Genomic DNA, 19,767 nt, shown 5'->3' with positions numbered 1-19,767 from the left:
TTCGCCGCACTTGCTGCGCACACGTCTGGAGAAATTCTAACGCTGTTCCTATCGCACTCCGAAACCGCCTGAGTTAGGGCGGGGCATCAAAAATGATACCGGCAAAGCCGGCAGTGCGTGGGGCTTCCAAGACGTGACCGACTTCCAACTTTCTTCGCGTGATGGCACGCGTCGCCGGCAAATTCATCTTCTCTTCTTCGGTGCCGTCAGCACATTTGCTCTCTCCGTGCCGCTCGGTGACGTGCAAGCCCAGACGCAAATTCCCGCTGTCACCGTCGACGCGCCAGTCCAACGCGCTCGCCCCGCGGCGATTGCATCGTCACGAAGGTCGGCGGCGACACGTGCCGCGCGCGCCAATCGTCGCGCTCCGGCGCAGCAGGCTGCGCCAACCCAGTCGGCATCGAACGGCGCCACCTTCGAACGCGCCAATGGTCCGGTGCGCGGTTTCGTCGCCACGAGGAGCGGCACCGCCACCAAGACGGATACACCGCTGATCGAAACGCCGCAGTCGGTGTCCGTGGTCACCACCGACCAGGTCAGGAACCAGGGCGCGGTCTCGATCGGCGAGGCGCTGCGCTACACGGCCGGCGTCAGCGGCGACGTCAATGGCGGCTCAGACACCCGCTTCGGCGCCCTTCAGATCCGCGGCTTCGACACGACCATGTCCGGCCTCTACGTCGACGGCTTGCGGATTCCGTCCAGCAACTACGTGCACTTCAACGGCCTCGATCCTTACGGGGCCGAGCGTATCGAGATTCTCAAGGGCCCGTCCTCGGCGATGTATGGCGGCAGCGGCACCGGCGGCATCCTCAACTACGTGACAAAACTGCCGACGGCGCAGCAGTTCGGCGAGATCTCGATCTCCGGCGGCAGCTTCAACCGCTATCAGGGCCAGTTCGACATGGGCGGGCCCGCCAACAAGGAAGGCACGGTACTGTGGCGCCTCACCGGCGTGGTGCGCGACGGCGAGACTCAGGTCGACTTCACCAAGGACAACCGCGTCTTCATCGCGCCCGCCGTCACCTTCAAGCCGAACGAGGACACCACCATCACCTTGCTCGCCAACTACCAGCGCGACCGGGCAGGGTGGGGCCTCCAGTTCCTGCCGGCCTCGGGCACGGTGTGGCCGAACAACGGTCGCACCATCCCGGTTTCGTTCTTCGCGGGCGTGCCGAGCTTCAACGCGTTCAACACCGAGATCGCGACCGCCGGCTACCAGCTCTCGCACGATTTCACCGACAACATCACGCTCCGGCAGAACCTGCGTTACGCCTATCAGCACAACGAGGAAAAGACCTTCTACGGCACGGGATATACCGACGAGGCGGCGGGGCAGCTGGGGCGTTTCGGCAGCTACAGCAACTCGTACATCAACTCCTTCGCAGTGGACAACCAGCTCCAGGGCAAGTTCAGCACGGGCATCCTTGGCCATACCACGCTGGTCGGGATCGACTATCGCAACACCGCGTTTCGCGACACCGCGTTTAGCGTCACGACGTCGTCGCCGGAGATCAACGTGTTCAATCCGGTCTACAGCTACGACTGGACCATCGGCGCGATGAACGACAACACCGGCGTGAAGCAGTCTCAGCTCGGCCTCTACGCGCAGGATCAGATCAAGCTCGGCCGGCTGTCATTCCAACTCGGCGGCCGCCAGGATTTCGTGACGACGCAGCTCGACAGCGGCATCAGCAACACATCGATCTCGAAGGATGCTTCGGCCTTCACCGGCCGTGCTGCCATGATGTACAATTTCGACAACGGCATCGCGCCCTATTTCAGCTACTCGGAATCGTTCCTGCCGGTGCTCGCCACGGGACCGGGCGGCCAGATGCTCAATCCCGAGACCGGCGTGCAGTACGAGGTCGGCGTCAAGTACCAGCCGCTCGGCTGGAATGCGCTGTTCACCTTCGCCGCCTTCGACCTGACGCGCGACAACGTCGCTGTGTACGTACCTGCAATGACCTTTTACGAACAGATCGGGCAGGTGAAGTCGCGCGGCATCGAGCTCGAAGGCACGATGTCGCTCGCCGACGGCTGGAATCTGCGCGCGGCCTATGCCTATGTCGATGCCATGGTCACGCAGGATCCGGTGAATGTCGGCAAAGCGCCGGTCACCGTGCCGCTCAACCGCGCCTCGCTGTGGAGCGACTACACGCTCCAGAACGGACCGCTCGCAGGCTTGCAGTTCGGCGGCGGCATCCGTTATGTCGGCGCGACCTGGGGCGATGACGCCAACACCTTCAAGGTGGGATCCTCGACCGTGCTGGATGCGCTTTTGGCCTACACCAGAGACAATTGGCGGCTGTCGGTGAATGTCACCAACCTCGCCGACACACGCTACGTCGCCGCCTGCTACGGCCTGTCGGGCTGCATGTATGCCGAGGGGCGCAAGGCGATCGGCAAGCTGACCTACCGCTGGTGAGTTTGATGGCAATCGCGTCTAAGCCACCACAAGAGGTCGTCATGCCCGGGCTTGTCCCGGGCATCCACGTTCTTTTGTGCCGTTGGCAAGGCGTGGATGGCCGGGACAAGCCCGGCCATGACGCTGCGGGGGCTTTAGCGCCCAAGCTCCAACCTCATATGCGATGGCCCTTGGCAGCGAGGGATCAGACCGCTTCATAAGAGGCGAACGATGAGAGCGATATTCGGCAGGCTGCATCGCTGGGCGGGACTGCTGACCGCCGGCTTCCTGTTCTTCTCCGGCATCACCGGGGCGATCATCTCTTGGGATCACGAGATCGACGACGTCCTGAACAGCCATTTGTTCGACGTCAGCACCAAGGGTCCGGCGATTCCGTCGATCGAGCTCGCGAAGATGATCGAGCAGCGCGATCCCCGCGCGCGCGTCGTCTATCTCTTCATGACGCCGGAGGAGGGCCACTCGTTGTGGTTCTTCGTCATGCCGCGGATCGATGCCGCAACCGGCAAGCGTTACCCGCTCGACTACAATCAAGTCTTCCTCGATCCCAACACCGGCACGGAGCTCGGCCGGCGCTATTGGGGCGCGGTGTGGCCGGTGACGAGAGAAAACTTCGTCTCGTTCCTCTACAAGCTGCACTACACCATGCACATCCCGGAATTCTGGGGCAGCGACCGCTGGGGCATGCGCGTGCTCGGCGTGATCGCCATCATCTGGACCATCGATTGCTTCGTCGGCCTCTATCTGACGCTGCCCTCACGCCGGCGCGCCAGGACGGCGCGGCCGCCTGAGGTCACGCGCCAGCTCCAGCGCGGTTTCTGGGCGCGGTGGGCGCCGGCCTGGACCATCAAGACCTCGGGCAGCGCCTACCGGATCAATTTCGACATCCACCGTGCCTTCAGCCTGTGGACCTGGGGCGTACTGTTCGTCATCGCCTTCACGGCGTTCTCGCTGAACCTCTATTTCGAGGTGTTCTCGCCGCTGATGAAGATGGTCTCGAACTACACCCCGACGCCCTATGAGCAGCGGCCCTATCGCGATCTCGACAATCCCATCGAGCCCAAGGTCAGCTTTGCCGACATCGCGGCGCGCGCGGCGGCCGACGGCAAGGGGCGAGGGTGGATCACCCCGGTCGGCGCGATCAGCTACGGCCCGGCTCATGGCGTCTATGCCGCCGCCTTCTTTCATCCCGGCGACGACCACGGCGCCGGCGGCGTCGGCCCGGCGCAGCTCTATTACGATAGCGAAGACGGCCGTCCCATCGGCGAGCGCCTGCCCTGGGTCGGCACCGCCGCCGACATCTTCGTGCAGGCGCAATTCCCGCTGCATTCGGGCCGCATCGTCGGGCTGTTCGGCCGCATCCTGATCTCGATCATGGGCCTCGTCGTAGCGGCTCTCTCGGTGACCGGCGTCGTGATCTGGTGGCGCAAGCGCCGTGCCCGTGTCCGCGTGCGCGAGACCGCGGCGATGCGCCTCGGCCGGCAGCAACTCTCGCCGGCAGAGTAGGGCGCTCGTCCGGTCTTCGGATGAACGTTGCCGCGAAACCGAGCCTCGGTACGAATCCGTAGCGCATATCCGTGGTGACGCGCCGCGCTGCGATTACGGTCATCTGAGGATACATTTAGGAACCAGGAATATTCCGGCACGGTTTGTGAGTTACAGGGAAATCCCACTTGCCCAAGGCGGTACCGCCAGGAGGCGACTGATGAGTGATCAATCCAAGCCGGTAGGTGCAAGCTCTTCCTCCAGCAACAAGCCCGACAAGGGTCTTTCTCGCCGCGGCTTCATCGCAAAATCGCTCTGCGGCGCAGCGCTGGCGGGCACGGCTGCGGCTCCGGCATGGGCCCATGGCACCGCAGGATCTGCCACGGGTGCCTATGCCCGCGCACGCAAGCCCATCCCGAAAGAGGTTGCGCAGTACCAGTATCAGCCAAACGGAGCCCAGCGCTGCGGGGTTTGTGCGCATTTCCGGTCCCCCGGCAGCTGCGAGATCGTTGCCGGACCTATCAGCCCGGACGGGTGGTGCCGTTACTTCCGCGGCGCGCGAGGTTCGCGCGGCTCGTCTGGCCCGGGCCGAAGCTATTGAGGGAGACCGCATCGCATGCCGTGCGTCGCGCGCGAAGAGCACAGCGCGGCATCGCGGATGAACCTCCTCGCCCGGCACCGGCACAAAGACTGGAGATAGCTCCCAGTTGCGGACATTGCCATGAGATTACCCGCCTTGCTCTGCCTGCTCGCCTTGGCAACGCCCGCCTGTGCCGCCGCGCCCGAGGAGCATTATCTCGACCTGCGCGATCGCTACATCGCAAAGTTCTCGGCGACTAAGGAGAGCGACGAGATCTATAAGCAGCACGATGCCGCACTCAAGGAGCTGGCAGGCGTGCTGGGCGGCCTGGTGGGACCAGTTACGATCAAGGGGCTGCCGGCCGAGGGCAAGTCGAACGTCGATACGCTGTTCAAGAACGACATCGGCTTCGGCCATCTCGACGGACTCAGCTTCGCCTCGGAAGGTCACAAGACGCAAGCGGTGGTGACCACGACCACGCTGCTCAGGCATTGGCTGGGCGAGCATCGCGAGGATGGCATGCCGCAGGAGAGCGGCGCAGCGTTGAAATCCGACCGCTTCTATTACTACGCGATCCAGGACGCCGCCTTCGCCATCTATGCGGAGCTGCCGATCACCAAGCCTGCAGCGGCGAGTGCCGCGGTCGCCATGCTCGGCGTGCGCGGCAATGGCGGTCTCAAGGCGCCGCCGCATGAGATCGACGTCGTCGCGATCCAGGGCGATAAGGTGTTCTTCATCGCGACATCGGACGCCGTAAAGACGGCCCCGATCACGGCCTGCGAGAAGATCTGGGAACAAATGATGGCCAGAGCGGTCGACAAGAAGGACCCGCGCGGCGACATGACCCGCGAAGACAATGCGATGGCGGCCTTCACAGCCTGCTTCGCCAAGGAAGCGCCGAGCCAGAGCTGGTTCGCGGCAGATCGTCAAGAAGGCGCAGAGCCGGCTCGATCTGCTGCCGCTACGCTAGAGCGGCAGCTCGAGTATCTTGCGCTGTCCTTCCACCGGGACCTTCATAGCCAAAGCCGTCGGCTCAGCGATCATGTGCACCTTCGATTTCCTCCTGCGTGATGAAATCGCTGTGGGCGCACCGGGGACTGGCCCCCTGGGCATTTGAGTTGCCGGATAGGCGGGCTGGCCCGGCTTTCGCAAACGCCGCGAACCGCATCCGCTGTCCATTAAGGGAAATGAATCAAATTTTTGAATGGGTTAGATTTGGTCTAGGCGGCCGCGCCGAGAACCATGTTCGGCGAATGCGACCCCACGAGCTTTCACCTTGTGCTCGCGTAGGGTAGGCGGGATACTAGCGGTGTGTATCCTGCCTTGCGGCATCCGATCTGGCACCAGCCGGAGACCGTGCTTGCCGTTCGGCAACGAGTTGGCTGCGATCGACGATGAATACGCAGACCCGTGACCGGAAAGGCGAACGTCATCGATTGACGGTGCTTTTCTCTGACCTCGTGGGGTCCACCGCCTTAGGCAGAGATATCGAGTCCGAGCACCTTTCCGAACTCCTGAGCCAACTGCGGGAAATCTGGCATCGCGCGGTGGCCAGGCACGGCGGTCGCATCATCAGAACGCAGGGAGACGGTGCCCTCGCTGTGTTCGGCTACCCCCAATCGGGCGAGGATGACGGTCGTCGTGCCGCGGAAGCGGCACTTGATATTCACCATTGGGTCGGGCAATTACGCCACGATGGCGTGTCGCCGGCTCTGATGCCGCTTCAAATGCATTCCGGTATCCACGCCGGCACCTTGCTCCTGACGGAGGGAGATATCGAGTCCGGCCGGTACGACCTGATCGGCGATGTCGTGAACACGGCGGCGCACCTGTCGCGCTACGCTGCCCCGGGTCAGATCCTGGCTAGCATCGATGCCCTTGGTCCGCATGCAAATTTTTTCGAGCTCGGCGACCGTCTTCAGACATCGGGTGCAGCGCCCCGAATGCCGCAGGCGCGCGTGGTGCTGAGACGAAGCACGGCGACCCGCCGCTTCGAGGCAACCTCTCGTCGCGGCCTGACGCCCTTTATTGGTCGCAACGAGATTTTCAACGTTCTGACCGGCTTTCTCGCCCAAGCCCATCCGGCCACGCAACGCTGCGTGGTCGTCGTCGGCGGTCCCGGGCTCGGGAAGACGCGCCTGCTGGAAGAAGTGTTGCGACATAGTGGTACCGAACAGTTCAAGCTGCTGCGGGGCAGCTGCGAAAGTTATGTCGGTGCCGAAGTCCTGCAACCATTCCTGCAAATGCTGCGCGCCTACCTAGGAATCCGACCGGACGCATCTGTCGTCGAGGCCGACGAGATTGCCCGCGCAGGCCTGCAGCCATGGGCCGCCCAGCTCGGTCCGCGTGCTGAATCGATCCTCGCGCTGGCGTCGACCGGCGCCGATGCGCGCGGCGGCCGGATGACCGTCGACGGCGTGGTCGGTGACCTGCTCGGATTCTTCACCGTCTTGTCGGCGCAGGGTCCGTTGGTGCTGGTGATCGACGACTGGCAATGGTCCGACGACGCGAGCCGGCAGCTGCTGGAGGCCCTCCTGCAATTGCCCAATGGACCGCGCGTCATCCTCGCCAGCCGGCCGCGCGACGACGGCACCGAGTGGATTTCCAGCGCGCCTCACCTGCAGCTAGAGCCGTTCCAGGGCCCGGAAACCGATCTGGCTGTACGACGCTGGGTGCCACAGGCCGATCCCTTCCTGGTGGCCCGCGTTCAGGCTTATGCCGGCGGGGTGCCGCTCTTCATCGAAGAGCTGTGCCATTCCGTCGCGGCCAACGATCCCCTTTCGTTCGAAATGCGCAGCAAGCAGGGATGGGTCGCAACGCTGGTCGCCTCGCGGCTGGCGCGCCTGCCGGCGGATGAGGTGAACGTGGTACGCGCCGCAGCGGTCATTGGAAACACGGTGCCGCACGGGTTGCTGGTTTCGGCCTGCGGCAGCGAACCAGACCCGGCAAAGGTGCGGGCATTGGCCGACGCAGATTTTCTCTATGCCGATCCAGCGGGCGGCGTCCTTCGCTTCAAACATGGCATCACGCGGGACGCAGTGTACGACACGATCGGCCTGCACGAGCGTCAGGCATTGCATAAGCGCATCCAGGGCGAATTGCTGGCACGATCCGAGCAGGCCGATCGCGAAGACACGCTGGAAGGGCTGGCCTACCACTCCCGCGGCGCAGGTCATTGGGAGAGCGCGGCCCATTATGCCGAGCGCGCCGGCGACAAGGCCATGGCTGCGTTCGCGCTGGACCGTGCCCGTGTCCAGTATCAGGTGGCCATGCAAGCGCTGGATCGCGTGCCGGATCGCTCGCGCGAGCAGTCGCTGCGCTGGTGCTTGCTGGCCAATAAATTGGGTTTGGTCAACATTTTCGACCCGATGTCGTTGACCGACGACACCACCGTCTTTGAGCAAGCGGTCACGATTGCGACCTCGCTCGGCGACACCGGCGCGATGGCCAGTGCCTATGAATGGCTCGGTTACATGTGCTACGGGTTCGGCCGCTTTCGGGAGGGCGTGACACACACACGGACAGCACTGGAATTGGCGCGCAAGCTCGGCGACCACCGCATGATCGCCCAGATCGAAGCTTCACTGGGCCAGATTCTCGCAGCAAGCTGCCAATACGACGAAGCCATCACCTTGATCGACGCTGCCATCTCAGCCAAGCAGCAACGAAGCCGCCGGCATGGCGCGATCGCCATCGGCACGGCCTACGCGTTGTCGTGCAAAGGCAGTGTGCTGGCCGATCGCGGAGATTTCGACGGCGCTCACGACTGCTTCAGAGAGGCGATGGCCCTGGTCGAAGGCTCGACCCATCCGGTCGTCAATTCGGTGCGCAATTGGGTTTCGGTCGTACTGGTCTGGCAAGGTCGCTGGCAGGAGGCGGAGCGGCTCGCCGTCGAGGGAGCCCGTGTCGCCGAGAATATGCGCAGCCTGCTGCTGCTGGCGGCCTGCCGCGCCGCGTCCGGATTTGCCCGCTGGTCGGCGACCGGCGATGCCGACGGTTTGCAGCAGTTGCGGAACGCCGCGCAATGGATGGAAAGGCGAAACTTCCACTTCTACACGTCGGTTCAATATAGCTGGCTGGTCGAGGCAGCAGCCAGCCGAAGGTGATGTCGATACGGCACGGCGGTACGCCGCCCATGTCCTGCGCCGCGCGCGTGAAGGCGAGCGGCTGGGCGAGGCGGCAGCATGCCGCTCGCTCGCGAAACTCGCAGCCCAACGCCAAGATTTTGCACTAAGCCAGCGCTGGTTGCGGCGCGCGGAGATCTCCGCAGGCAGGCGCGGGTCACTGCGCGATGCGGCCCTGAACCTCGCCCTGCGCGGCGAGCTTCTCGCGGGGCAGGGGCAGGACGGGGCGGCCCGCCAGACCATTACGGAAGCCGCCGAGAAACTGCAGGCGCTCGGCATGCACTGGCATGCGGAGCAGGCGATCCGGTTCGTCATCGGCACGCCCGTCATCTACGCCAGCGATCAGCTCGGAAGCGGTCAGCATTATGCTGTCTAGCCAAAGCGCAGTGCGATCAGGATGAATCGTCATCGCGTTTTGTATGATTGTCTGGGCATGCGCAAACCCATTCCGCCTTATACGCCTCTAGGGTTGAGGTGGGCTCGGCGGCGCGGGAACCCTTCCGTCCATCGTCAGGCTCATGGGAATGGGGCCGGCGCGCAGGGGTAGCGGCGTCTCCACCAGTGCGCTGAAGAAACCCAGCATCACTGCCAGCGCCGGGTCTGCTCCGGGACATGAATGCGTGGGATGCCCCACGACCCTGCGGTTGCCGCCGAAGGCGTGATAGATGTCCTGACGACCTTCGGCGAGATTTTGCTGGGTGGCGGAAACCGCGCCGGCGACGATGACGTCTCCCGGCCTGATCTCGACATCTCCGATGGTGTGCGAAACGATGGCTGTCCGCCAGATCAGTTCGGGCACCGCACGCAGTTGCATGGTTGGGATGAAGTCGTCTCTCAGCCGGTTGAGGGCGTCGGTGTAGTTCTCCGCCACGGTGCCGGCATAGCGAGCGCGCAACGCCCACAGCGTCCCTTCGCGCAGCCATTCGTTCAATATCCTGCGCAGGTTTCCGTCGACAGTCGGAATGAAACCCATCATGGCGCCGGCGATCGTGCGCGCCACGAAGGGTATGTCGCCCGTTCCGCGCGGCGAGTTATAAACCGCCTTCGTGACTGGTCCGTTTGTCGGCCCGAACTGCTTCAGGAAACTTTCCATGGCACGGCGCGCAGCCTCGCCATGTGCCGCACCGACCGCCTCCACTGTCTTGTTCGGATGCGGCTGGAAGATGTAGCGCGAAGGGGAGAGGAAATGGCCGGGATAACCGGGCGGCTCGCCCGGCTTCCAATCCCAGCGATAGCCGACGCGGCGAAAATGGCCCCCCTCTTCGCTCAATCCGAACCATGCTTCGCAGAAGGTGGCGAGCAGCGGATCCACCAATTCGTGCACGTCGACGGTCAGTTCCCAGCTCGCTTCGCCGTCCTCGGCGGCATAACCAATCGTCTGCTTGACCATGAAGCCCAGCACCTTCTGTGTGACCGCGCGCGCCAGCTCGAATGCGGCGGGTTGGTCGAGGGCCATGATCGCAGCGTTGCAGGCTGCGGATTCATGCTCGTAGACTTCGTCTGGCTGCCCGGCGTCGCGGCCAAGATAGAGGATGCCGAACGACCGCAGCATGCGAGGAAGGTAGCCGGTGATGGTCAGCTTGGTGTCGGAATCGGCAAAGACCTGGGAGACCATGTCGCGGTCGGCCACCAAGACCCCGAATGGCGTGCGGAGCGCGCCGCTGTGGCGCTCGCGGATCGCAGCCCAAATTGACGCGTTGACGAAATGCGAGGCGGAATCCGGATCTTCGAGTGCCGTCTTCCACGCGGCCATCCCCGCGGCTTCGCCCTGCCGGCTCTCGATCAGGCGCAGACGCGCGATCTCCTTTTCCCCCTGCTCCACGCTCCACACCACTGCCGGTTTGCGCCCCTGGCTGGCCGCCCATTGCTGCAGATCGGCAAGCGCCTTCTTCGATGGCGCAAAGAAATACGCTCCCCATTCCAGACGTACGAACGGACGGGGTTCGTCGTGGAGCCGGTCCGAGCCGTCCAGCGCCACGCGGACCGTCTGGCCTCCATGCTCGAAACGAAAATGTCGGAGCCGACCAGGCTCGGCGAGGCCGAGGAAAGGATCGCTTACCCCCGAGGACGAACCCGAGCTGTTGCCGCGAGCGAGCCAGCTCTGCACCACCTCGAACTGCTCGCCGAGGCTGGCATTGTAGGCCATGAAAACCAGGCCGCGCTCCTGTTGCAGGGCGGATTTGGCGGGTTGCGGGTCGTCACGCTTGACGGGCGGACCGTAGGACATGCCGCGCCTGACGATCCGTGGGGGCCGGGCGCCGGCATCCGCCTTGGTGATCGAGGCGCGCGGATTGGCGCGCCGTATGTGCGCGTGATACGGGCACAGTTGGGCCTGCGGATCGGCGTCGTAGTTGAAGTCGTTGCACTGCTCGTCGGGGGGCGGAGTAGGGGTCAGCGGTTGGCCGGCCTGGGGATGGCCGGTCGGCCAGCGTCCCATCATCTTGGCCATCAGCGTCTCGCGCGTCAGGGCAGGTGCGTCCGGTCCGGCCGTCTCGGTTGCCTGTCGCGTAGCGCGGGACAGGACATCCTCGAGCTGCTCGACATCTTGTCGCAGTTTACGCAGCGCCATGAAGCTGCCGTCGCGGAGCATCGCGTGAGCACGATTGGTCGCGTCGCCGAGCGGCGCCGTCTCGTCGGCGAGGTTCGGGTAGCCGCACAGAATCTCGCCGAGATGCACCTGATTGGAATAGCGCCTGCCGGCCTGGTCCTCGCGCAGCACCGGGTTCGAACTACCGTCGGCGAAACCAAAATGGTCCTGCATGATGCCGGAGGACCCATCGCGCTGCCGCTGCATCCACTGAATCGAGAGCGGCCTGACACCCGCATCCACGTCGACCAGGCGGTTCATTTCGGCCATCAACGCATTTCTCGCATCCGCCGTCGTCTGCGTATCCTTGGACAGCAACAAGCGGAGCTGAAGGACGGCATGGACCGAGCTCATGCTGATGCGCGGCGCCGGATCGTCTTCGCGCAGGTCCGGCGCGTTGATCCCGAGCGCCCAGTTGCTTGCCGGAAGTCGCCATCGCTGGGGATGATTCCAGCGCACGTCGCCGAGCAGGCCGGCGCGTCTTTCCATGCCCTGCACGAATTCTTCCGGCAGTGAGCGCACCTCTTCGTCGGACAGGCCGGCGTGACGCAGCCCCTCGATCGTGAATGCGATGTTGGTGACGATCTGCCCTGGCGTCAGAACGTCGGCTTCGGATGTCACCGTCGCCTGCAGGACGCTGAGAAATGCCGCCAGTGCGGCCGGATTGGCGAACTGCAACAGCAGCAGGCAGCCGTGATCTGAATTGTAGGCGGTCAGAATCCCGCCTTGCACGTTGCCGGGATCCTGCAACAGCGGTTTGTTCGGCAGGGCGAGCGGCAGGTTGCGCCGTACCGGCGCGACGTCGGGCGGCGTCATCAACCAGCGCAGGGCCTCTTCATAGCGCCGGCGGGCGCGCTTGACGCCTTCCGCGTAGGCAGGGTCGTTGATCATGGTGACGAATTCCGGCAGCAGCTCGTGGGCGGCCCGATGCAGAACCACCCCGTCATGCGTCCCCGGCGGATAGAAGTCGGCCAGATGGTAGAGCCCCGCCAGCGCGCGTATGCCGTGGTGAAACGGAGGCCGGCCGGCGGCTTCGATGGTGAGCGGTTTGCTGAAGCCGGCATTGGTCGGATCGACACCGATCTGGCCGTCGACCTCGAATATCGAGCGTCGCGCAATGTCTTCCGGCGACGGAATCCTGGCCCGCGTGACAATCCGATCGGCGCCGTCGCCCGAGGCGCGCCGATAGACCCGCTCCTCCATCCGCAGGAAACGTGTGTCATCCACGGTCAGGTCGGGGGTGGCATAGAGGAAATAGGCTTCGGTCTGCATGCTCTTGAGCCAGATGCCCCAGTTTTCGTAAGTGTTCTCGTGACCGAGCCAATAGCCCTCGGTATTGCAGAAGATGAGGTCGAGCAGCCGCGCGGCCTTCTGCCAGATGACGCGGACATAGGCTTCCCAGGAGCCGTCGAACGTCGCTGTCAGCAGCACATAGTCCACGGCATCCACGGAGTCGTCCTCGGGTTCGAGCACGGCGATGCCCACCGAGTGGATGCGTCCGACGCGGTCCACGGAGTCGGACAGGACGCGGGCGAGCTCGTATTCATACGCGCTGGCACGTCCGCCATTCAGCGACCGCAACACGTACTTGACACGCGTCTTGTACGTGGTCGCATCCAGGGACGGCACAAACCCCTTCTTGATCGGAGCCATCACCCTGAAATCCGACGTCCCGGCCATGCTGCCGGTCTTGATTGTCAAATCCCGACGCATGTCTCTGCCTCCCCTGGTGCGAGCGGCCCTACGTTGCGCCCTCGCTAAAATGCAACTATTACGCTTTTTCCTTCGCAAACATGCAATTTGGCTAATTCCGGTGCGGTCATGGAATTTGACGCAGGCCCTTCGGTCGCACCGTCCTCGTAGCGTCACTTCGAGCAATAGAGGGATCCAACTCTGCGACTCCGGGCGCCCTTGCTTCTATGAACTGGCTCACAATCTCCGAACTTTCCGTCGCGGTTCGCAGACCGAAAGTCGCCCGACTCGAATCGAAACGGCATCCTGGTCGCGCGCAGAAGTGGTCGAGGGTGGGGCACCGCCGTCGGCCATTCAGGCCAGCGGAGGCGGTGAGCATCGACGATCCGCTCGCCCTGTCCCTCAGCGAGTTGTCCTAACCCGCATGCTTCGCCAAGAAAGCACCGAGGCAGAGCTGGCTCGCAGCCGTCGTCAAGAAGATGCAGAGCCAGCTCGATCAGCTGCCGCTACGCTAAAGCGCGTTGCCGCCGAGATTCCACCCACGCCCGCCTTCGCCAAAAATCTCGTATCCCGTCGGCGTCACCGCGACCGTGTCCTCGAGCTTGATGAAGCCACGCGTCGGATGCTTCATCGTGGTCTCGATCGACACCACCATGCCGGCTTCGAGCGGTTGGCGGGCGTCGGTGTCGTCGTAGGGAACAGGGCCCTTGGCGGTCAGGCGAGGGGCCTCGTGGCTGACGAGGCCCATGCCGTGGGCCAGGAAATCGGTGCAGTCGCGCTGGGTGATCTGGGCGAGCTGCCGCTCGGCCGCGACGTAGATGTCGCCGCCCATGGCGCCCGGCCGGACCGCGGCGAAGGCGGCGCGCTGGACCGCCTCGATTTCGGCCAGATAGTCCTTCAACTCGGCATCCGGCTTGCCCAATACGGCCATGCGCGCGAGATCGCCGATATAGCCGTGATAATTGCCGCCGGAGTCCAACGACAGCACCTCGCCTTGCTCCCAGTGCCGCGACGATGGCGCCCGGTTGTGGCTGCTGCCGCAGGCGAGCAGGCAATATTCGAAGGTCAGTCCGCGGTTGGCTTCCGCGAGGCGCAACGCATCCGCCAATTGCTGCTTGGTCGTGCCCCGACCGTGGCCGGCGATCACCGCCAGCATGGATGCGACGACGAGCTCGGACGCGGTCTTGAGCTTCGCCAATTCCTCCGCCGACTTGACCGCCCGCAGCCGCTCCAGCACCACGACGGCGTCCTTGAGCTCGGCACCGGGCAGGGCGTCGGCCAGTGCCCGGCCAGCATCCATCGGCAGGAACGCCATCTCGACTCCGACGCGCCGCAAGGACACGCCAGCATCCCGGATCAGATCTGCGGCCCGCGTGATCGCATCGACTGACCCATTGGATTCGGCCCGGAGCTGCGGAACCCATGGCGGCGCGACCGTGCGCTGATGGGCCTCCAGCCGGTGGCCGACATAGATCGCTTTCTCGGGTGCGCCCTTGGGATAGACCAGGACCGGCAAATAGCGGCTGACGCCGAGCGCATCCATGTAGTCGAAGAAGATCGCCCGCTCAGCGCCTAACAGGTACTGCACATTGTGCTTGGAGGTCGCGACCAACACGTCGAGGCCGGCGTCCTCCATGAGACGGTCGAGCTTGGCAGCATCGAACGGAATGACACGCGAGGCAGTGGCGCGGGCAGCGGTCTCCTGCATGACAACTCTCCCATGGCTGCGGCGATTTGATCTCCTGCAATTCCTGTCCGCGACCATCCGACTAACAGCCGGATGGTCAGTTGGCTCCCGATGCTAGGCCCGGAAGTAGGGTTCGCACCAGCTTGGGGAACTGCCTGCCGTCCATATCCGTAATTCGCATAAGGTATATTATGGAATATATTTATGTACAATTAGATCAGACATTTAGATGGAATTCCTGCCACTGCTCCTTCGCTCCAGGCCATTTGCGGGCTGGCGCTGGGCGGCTCTCCCAGCTCGTTGACGGCTACTGTGCATGGGGTTGTTTTCGCATTTTTTGTCGGCCCATCTCTCCGAAAGCCGATATTGCCGTGACCTTGTCCGGCTGCAATAAGCGAGGCCTCGCGAGATCGCAGATGACCTTCTGACCTGACGTCCGTATAGGTTTGCATCTCAGAACAACAACAAACCTTCCGAGGAAGCAGACCCATGAGCTTTTCCCGACGCACGCTTCTCAAGGCCTCCGCCGCCACCGCGGTTCTGGGCGGCCTCGGTGCGCCCCATGTGGCCCGCGCCCAGAGCGCCGAGTTCACCTACAAATACGCCAACAACCTGCCGGACACTCATCCGCTGAACGTGCGCGCCAGGGAGATGGCGGCCGCGATCAAGAGCGAGACCAACGGCAAGTTCGATCTCCAGATCTTCCCGAACAACCAGCTCGGGTCCGACACCGACATGCTGAGCCAGATCCGCTCCGGCGGCGTCGAGTTCTTCACGCTGTCAGGCCTGATCCTGTCGACCCTGGTGCCGGCGGCATCCATCAACGGCATCGGCTTCGCGTTCCCGGACTACGACACGGTCTGGAAGGCCATGGACGGCGATCTCGGCGCCCATGTCCGCGGCGAGATCAAGAAGGCCGGCCTCGAGGTCATGGACAAGATCTGGGACAACGGCTTCCGCCAGACCACGTCGTCGACCAAGCCGATCACCGGTCCGGACGATCTCAAGGGCTTCAAGATCCGCGTGCCGGTGTCGCCGCTGTGGACCTCGATGTTCAAGGCGTTCGATGCGGCGCCCGCCTCGATCAATTTCAGCGAGGTCTATTCAGCGCTCCAGACCAAGATCGTCGAGGGCCAGGAGAACCCGCTGGCGATCATCTCGACCGCAAAACTCTACGAGGTGCAGAAGTACTGCTCGCTGACAAACCACATGTGGGACGGTTTCTGGTTCCTGGCCAACCGCAGAGCGTGGGAAAAGCTGCCGCAGGACGTGCGCACCATCGTCGCCAAGAACATCAACGCCGCCGCGGTCAACGAGCGCGCGGACACCGCCAAGCTCAACGCCAACCTCCAGCAGGAGCTCGCGACCAAGGGCCTGACCTTCAACCAGCCGGCCGTGGCGCCGTTCCGCGACAAGCTGCGGTCCGCCGGCTTCTATGCCGAGTGGAAGGGCAAATACGGCGACCAGGCTTGGGACCTTCTGGAAAAGGCGGTGGGCAAGCTGTCGTAACGCGCAGGCCGCGTCATGGCTCATGTCGAGGTCGAGGTGATCGAAGTGGCGGGCGAGGCGACTGTTCAGTCCCCTCGCCGACCTTCATTGCTGACCTCAACGGAGCGCGCACTCGGCCTTCTCGTGGAGATCCCGGCGGCGATCCTGGTCGTCGCCGAGATCGTGATCCTGTTTGCCGGCGTGGTTGCGCGCTACGGCTTGCACCGGCCGCTGATCTGGTCGGACGAGCTCGCCTCGATCCTGTTCCTGTGGCTCGCCATGCTGGGTGCGGCGGTCGCGTTTCGCCGCTCCGAGCACATGCGCATGACCGCGGTCGTGGCCAGCGCCAGGCCGGCGATGCGGGCCTATCTCGATCTGGTCGCAACCTGCGCGGCGCTGGCGTTCCTGGCGCTGATCGTCTGGCCGTCCTGCGACTATGCTTACGAAGAGAGCTACATCACCACACCGGCGCTGCAGATCTCGAATATGTGGCGCGCTGCCGCGCTGCCGGCCGGCATCAGCCTGATGGCGGCGTTCGCCTTGCTGCGGCTGCTGCGCGCCGCCGATTACCGGATGGTCGCGGCCGCGGTGCTGTCGGTTGCGGTCCTGATCGGCGCATTCTGGCTGGCGGAGCCGTCGCTGCGGCCGCTCGGCAATCTCAACCTCGTCATCTTCTTCGTCGGCGTCGCCGGCTTCTGCGTCTTTGCCGGCGTTCCCATTGCGTTCGGCTTTGGCCTCGCGATCTTCGGCTATCTGGCGCTGACCACGCGAACGCCCGTGATGGTGCTGGTCGGGCGGATGGACGAGGGCATGAGCCACCTCATCCTGCTCTCGGTGCCGCTGTTCGTGTTCCTGGGACTTCTGATCGAGATGACCGGCATGGCGCGGGCCATGGTGGCGTTCCTGGCGAGCCTGCTCGGGCATGTCCGCGGCGGGCTGCATTACGTGCTGGTCGGCGCCATGTACCTGGTGTCCGGCATCTCCGGCGCCAAGGCGGCCGACATGGCGGCGGTCGCGCCCGTGCTGTTCCCGGAGATGAAGCAGCGCGGCGCCAAGCCCGGCGACCTCGTCGCGCTTCTTGCCGCGACGGGCGCTCAAACCGAGACCATTCCGCCGAGCCTCGTGCTGATCACGATCGGCTCGGTCACGGGCGTGTCGATCGCCGCCCTCTTCACTGGCGGCCTATTGCCCGGCGTCGTGCTCGCCATCACGCTGTGCATGCTGGTGTGGTGGCGCTACCGCCACGAGGACATGAGCCACGTCCGCCGCGCCACGGCATCCGAGATCGGCAAGACCTTCATCATCGCCCTGCCCGCGCTCGCGCTGCCTTTCGTGATCCGCTACGCCGTGGTCGAGGGCATCGCGACCGCCACCGAAGTCTCCACCATCGGCATCGTCTATGGCGCCCTGGTCGGCCTCCTGGTGTACCGCCGCTTCGACTGGCGGCGGCTGTTTCCGATGCTGGTCGAGACCGCAGCGCTGTCGGGCGCGATCCTGCTGATCATCGGCACCGCCACCGGCATGGCCTGGGGCCTGACCCAATCCGGCTTCTCGCGCTCGCTGGCGGCGGCCATGACGGGTTTGCCCGGGGGAGCCGCAACCTTCATCGCCGTCTCGATCCTGGCCTTCACCATTCTCGGCAGCGTGCTCGAGGGCATCCCGGCGATCGTGCTGTTCGGGCCCCTGCTGTTTCCGATCGCCCGCGCCGTTGGCGTGCACGAGGTGCACTATGCGATGGTGATCATTCTGGCCATGGGTATCGGGCTATTCGCCCCACCCTTCGGCGTCGGCTATTATGCCGCCTGCGCCATCGGACGCGTCGATCCGGCCGAAGGCATCAGGCCGATCTGGGGCTATCTGCTGGCGCTGCTGGTGGGATTGATCATCGTCGCGATCTTCCCTTGGATTTCGATCGGATTCCTTTGAGGCGTTTTCAGGAGGATGTCGATGAGTGAGCGGCAGAACCAGTACAATATCGGCCTCGACAAGACCCCCGCCAACTATGTGCCGCTGAGCCCGCTGAGCTTCCTCGCGCGCAGCGCCGCCGTCTATCCCGATCTTGTCAGCACGGTCTATGAGGGCCGCAGCTTCACCTGGGCGCAGACTCACGAGCGCTGCCGCCGCTTTGCCTCTTATCTCGCGGGCAAGGGTATCGGCGTCGGTGACACCGTGGCGGCGATGCTGCCGAACATCCCGGCGATGAACGAGGCGCATTTCGCCGTCCCCATGACGGGCGCCGTGCTCAACGCGCTCAACATCCGTCTCGATGCGCCCTCGATCGCGTTCCAGCTCGACCATGGCGGAGCCAAGATCATCCTGGTCGACCCGGAATTCTCCGGCGTCATCACCGACGCACTCGCACAGATGACCGGGCCAAAGCCGTTCGTGATCGACGTCGACGATGCGGCCTTCAAGGGCGGCAAGCGCATCGGCGAGATCGAATATGAGGCGGCGCTCGCGCTGGGAGACCCGCGCTTCACCGCGGTCCTGCCTGCGGACGAATGGGATGCGATCGCGCTGAGCTACACCTCGGGCACGACAGGAAATCCCAAGGGCGTCGTTACTCATCATCGCGGCGCCTATCTCAACGCCGTCAGCAACATCCTCGCCGGCAATCTCGGTCAGCATCCGGTCTATCTTTGGACGCTGCCGATGTTCCACTGCAACGGCTGGTGCTTCCCCTGGACCGTTGCGGCGGCCGCCGGCGTCAATGTCTGTCTGCGCAAGGTCGAGCCGACCAAAATCTTCGAGCTGATCAGACAGCACGGCGTCACCCACATGTGCGGCGCTCCGATCGTCTACAACACGCTGATCAACGCGCCCGATGCGCCCAAAGGCAACGCTGCCCGTCGCGTCGTCGGCCTGATCGCAGGCGCTGCGCCGCCGGTCGCCGTGCTCGAAGGCGCCGAAAGCATCGGCATCAAGCTGACGCATGTCTACGGGCTGACCGAGGTCTACGGCCCCGCCTCCGTCTGCGCCGAGCAACCCGGCTGGGATGAGCTTCCGCCCGCCGAACGCGCGCGCATGAAGCGCCGGCAGGGCGTGCCCTACCCGCTCGAGGAAGACGTCACCGTCATCAATCCGCAGACGATGCAAGAGGTGCCGCGCGACGGCGAGACCATCGGCGAGGTCATGTTCCGCGGCAACATCGTGATGAAGGGCTATCTCAGAAACGAGAAGGCGACCAGGGAAGCCTTCGAGGGCGGCTGGTTTCACACCGGTGACCTCGGCGTGCTCGACGAGCACGGCTACGTCATCATCAAGGACCGCTCCAAGGACATCATCATTTCCGGCGGCGAGAACATCTCCTCCGTCGAGGTCGAGGACATCCTCTACAAGCATCCGGCCGTGCTGTTCGCCGCCGTGGTCGCCAAGCCCGATCCGAAATGGGGCGAGGTGCCCTGCGCCTTCGTCGAGCTGAAGGACGGCGCCAGCGCGAGCGAAGCCGAGATCATCGCGTTCTGCCGATCGCAGATGAGCGGCTTCAAGACGCCCAAGGCGGTCGTGTTCGGGCCGATCCCGAAGACCTCGACCGGCAAGATCCAGAAATTCCTGCTGCGCAGCGAAGTCGGATCAGCGAAGGCGATCTCGGCCTGAGCCGATCGAGGCTTCAGAAATATCGGGAAACATAAGCTGCGTCTGCGCGGCGATTGTGCGTTGTCGGAAACCGAGCGCGCAGCTCCGGCGATCTCGAGATACGAC

11 protein-coding genes and 1 pseudogene are annotated in these 19,767 nt (G+C 64.2%); 9 read left to right on the top strand and 3 right to left on the bottom strand.

Annotation, left to right across the window (positions count from 1 at the left end; translation table 11 throughout):
- Window positions 1-73: 73 nt before the first annotated feature.
- Complete coding sequence (locus tag ACSKB8_RS31960) at window positions 74-292, bottom strand: hypothetical protein (RefSeq protein ID WP_438108389.1); 219 nt, start codon at window positions 290-292, stop codon at window positions 74-76.
- Between the two features lie 144 nt (window positions 293-436).
- Here ACSKB8_RS31960 and ACSKB8_RS31955 point away from each other — a divergent pair, with 144 nt between their 5' ends.
- The 6 genes and pseudogenes from ACSKB8_RS31955 to ACSKB8_RS31930 all read left to right on the top strand — a co-directional run bounded on the left by ACSKB8_RS31955 (window position 437) and on the right by ACSKB8_RS31930 (window position 8,987).
- Window positions 437-2,425 carry a TonB-dependent siderophore receptor gene (locus ACSKB8_RS31955; protein WP_438108388.1) on the top strand — a complete coding sequence of 663 codons (1,989 nt, stop codon included), beginning with the start codon at window positions 437-439 and terminating at the stop codon, window positions 2,423-2,425.
- Window positions 2,426-2,635: 210 nt separating this feature from the next.
- On the top strand, window positions 2,636-3,928 hold the full coding sequence (gene fsrB, locus ACSKB8_RS31950; RefSeq protein WP_438108386.1) for a siderophore utilization protein FsrB: 1,293 nt from the start codon (window positions 2,636-2,638) through the stop codon (window positions 3,926-3,928).
- Between the two features lie 199 nt (window positions 3,929-4,127).
- The gene (locus ACSKB8_RS31945; RefSeq protein WP_438108384.1) at window positions 4,128-4,508 is read left to right on the top strand and encodes a hypothetical protein; all 381 of its coding nucleotides are present in this window, start codon (window positions 4,128-4,130) and stop codon (window positions 4,506-4,508) included.
- A gap of 120 nt (window positions 4,509-4,628) precedes the next feature.
- A pseudogene (locus tag ACSKB8_RS31940) lies at window positions 4,629-5,457 on the top strand (hypothetical protein).
- 424 nt (window positions 5,458-5,881) lie between these two features.
- Window positions 5,882-8,593, top strand: coding sequence for an ATP-binding protein (locus tag ACSKB8_RS31935; RefSeq protein WP_438108383.1), 2,712 nt, complete (start codon window positions 5,882-5,884; stop codon window positions 8,591-8,593).
- A gap of 139 nt (window positions 8,594-8,732) precedes the next feature.
- Window positions 8,733-8,987 (top strand): hypothetical protein, encoded by a 255-nt coding sequence (locus ACSKB8_RS31930; RefSeq protein ID WP_438108381.1) that lies wholly within the window; start codon window positions 8,733-8,735, stop codon window positions 8,985-8,987.
- Window positions 8,988-9,074: 87 nt separating this feature from the next.
- Here the strand turns inward: ACSKB8_RS31930 and ACSKB8_RS31925 are convergent, their stop codons facing one another.
- Window positions 9,075-13,067 (bottom strand): Dyp-type peroxidase, encoded by a 3,993-nt coding sequence (locus tag ACSKB8_RS31925; protein ID WP_438110772.1) that lies wholly within the window; start codon window positions 13,065-13,067, stop codon window positions 9,075-9,077.
- Between the two features lie 334 nt (window positions 13,068-13,401).
- Entirely contained in the window at window positions 13,402-14,598 is a 1,197-nt protein-coding gene (locus ACSKB8_RS31920) for a M24 family metallopeptidase (RefSeq protein WP_438108379.1), read from the bottom strand.
- Window positions 14,599-15,066: 468 nt separating this feature from the next.
- Here ACSKB8_RS31920 and ACSKB8_RS31915 point away from each other — a divergent pair, with 468 nt between their 5' ends.
- Genes ACSKB8_RS31915 through ACSKB8_RS31905 form a run of 3 tightly spaced genes read left to right on the top strand, consistent with a single transcriptional unit; the run spans window position 15,067 to window position 19,662 of the window.
- Entirely contained in the window at window positions 15,067-16,086 is a 1,020-nt protein-coding gene (locus tag ACSKB8_RS31915) for a TRAP transporter substrate-binding protein (RefSeq protein WP_438108377.1), read from the top strand.
- Between the two features lie 15 nt (window positions 16,087-16,101).
- Complete coding sequence (locus ACSKB8_RS31910; protein WP_438108375.1) at window positions 16,102-17,991, top strand: TRAP transporter large permease; 1,890 nt, start codon at window positions 16,102-16,104, stop codon at window positions 17,989-17,991.
- A gap of 21 nt (window positions 17,992-18,012) precedes the next feature.
- Window positions 18,013-19,662 carry an acyl-CoA synthetase gene (locus ACSKB8_RS31905; protein WP_438108373.1) on the top strand — a complete coding sequence of 550 codons (1,650 nt, stop codon included), beginning with the start codon at window positions 18,013-18,015 and terminating at the stop codon, window positions 19,660-19,662.
- The last annotated feature ends 105 nt before the right edge of the window (window positions 19,663-19,767 follow it).

The sequence above is a fragment of the Bradyrhizobium sp. BR 1432 genome, assembly GCF_051547705.1.
In the GTDB taxonomy this organism is placed as follows: Bacteria; Pseudomonadota; Alphaproteobacteria; order Rhizobiales; family Xanthobacteraceae; genus Bradyrhizobium; species Bradyrhizobium zhanjiangense.
This window is presented reverse-complemented; position numbering and strand designations above follow the sequence as displayed.

What these genes read in the sequence shown, in the direction of transcription:
- ACSKB8_RS31905 (WP_438108373.1), top strand. Translation starts at nt 18,013, where the DNA reads ATGAGTGAGCGGCAGAACCAGTACAATATCGGCCTCGACAAGACCCCC.
- ACSKB8_RS31910 (WP_438108375.1), top strand. Translation starts at nt 16,102, where the DNA reads ATGGCTCATGTCGAGGTCGAGGTGATCGAAGTGGCGGGCGAGGCGACT.
- ACSKB8_RS31945 (WP_438108384.1), top strand. Translation starts at nt 4,128, where the DNA reads ATGAGTGATCAATCCAAGCCGGTAGGTGCAAGCTCTTCCTCCAGCAAC.
- fsrB (WP_438108386.1), top strand. Translation starts at nt 2,636, where the DNA reads ATGAGAGCGATATTCGGCAGGCTGCATCGCTGGGCGGGACTGCTGACC.
- ACSKB8_RS31935 (WP_438108383.1), top strand. Translation starts at nt 5,882, where the DNA reads ATGAATACGCAGACCCGTGACCGGAAAGGCGAACGTCATCGATTGACG.
- ACSKB8_RS31920 (WP_438108379.1), bottom strand. Translation starts at nt 14,598, where the DNA reads ATGCAGGAGACCGCTGCCCGCGCCACTGCCTCGCGTGTCATTCCGTTC.
- ACSKB8_RS31915 (WP_438108377.1), top strand. Translation starts at nt 15,067, where the DNA reads ATGAGCTTTTCCCGACGCACGCTTCTCAAGGCCTCCGCCGCCACCGCG.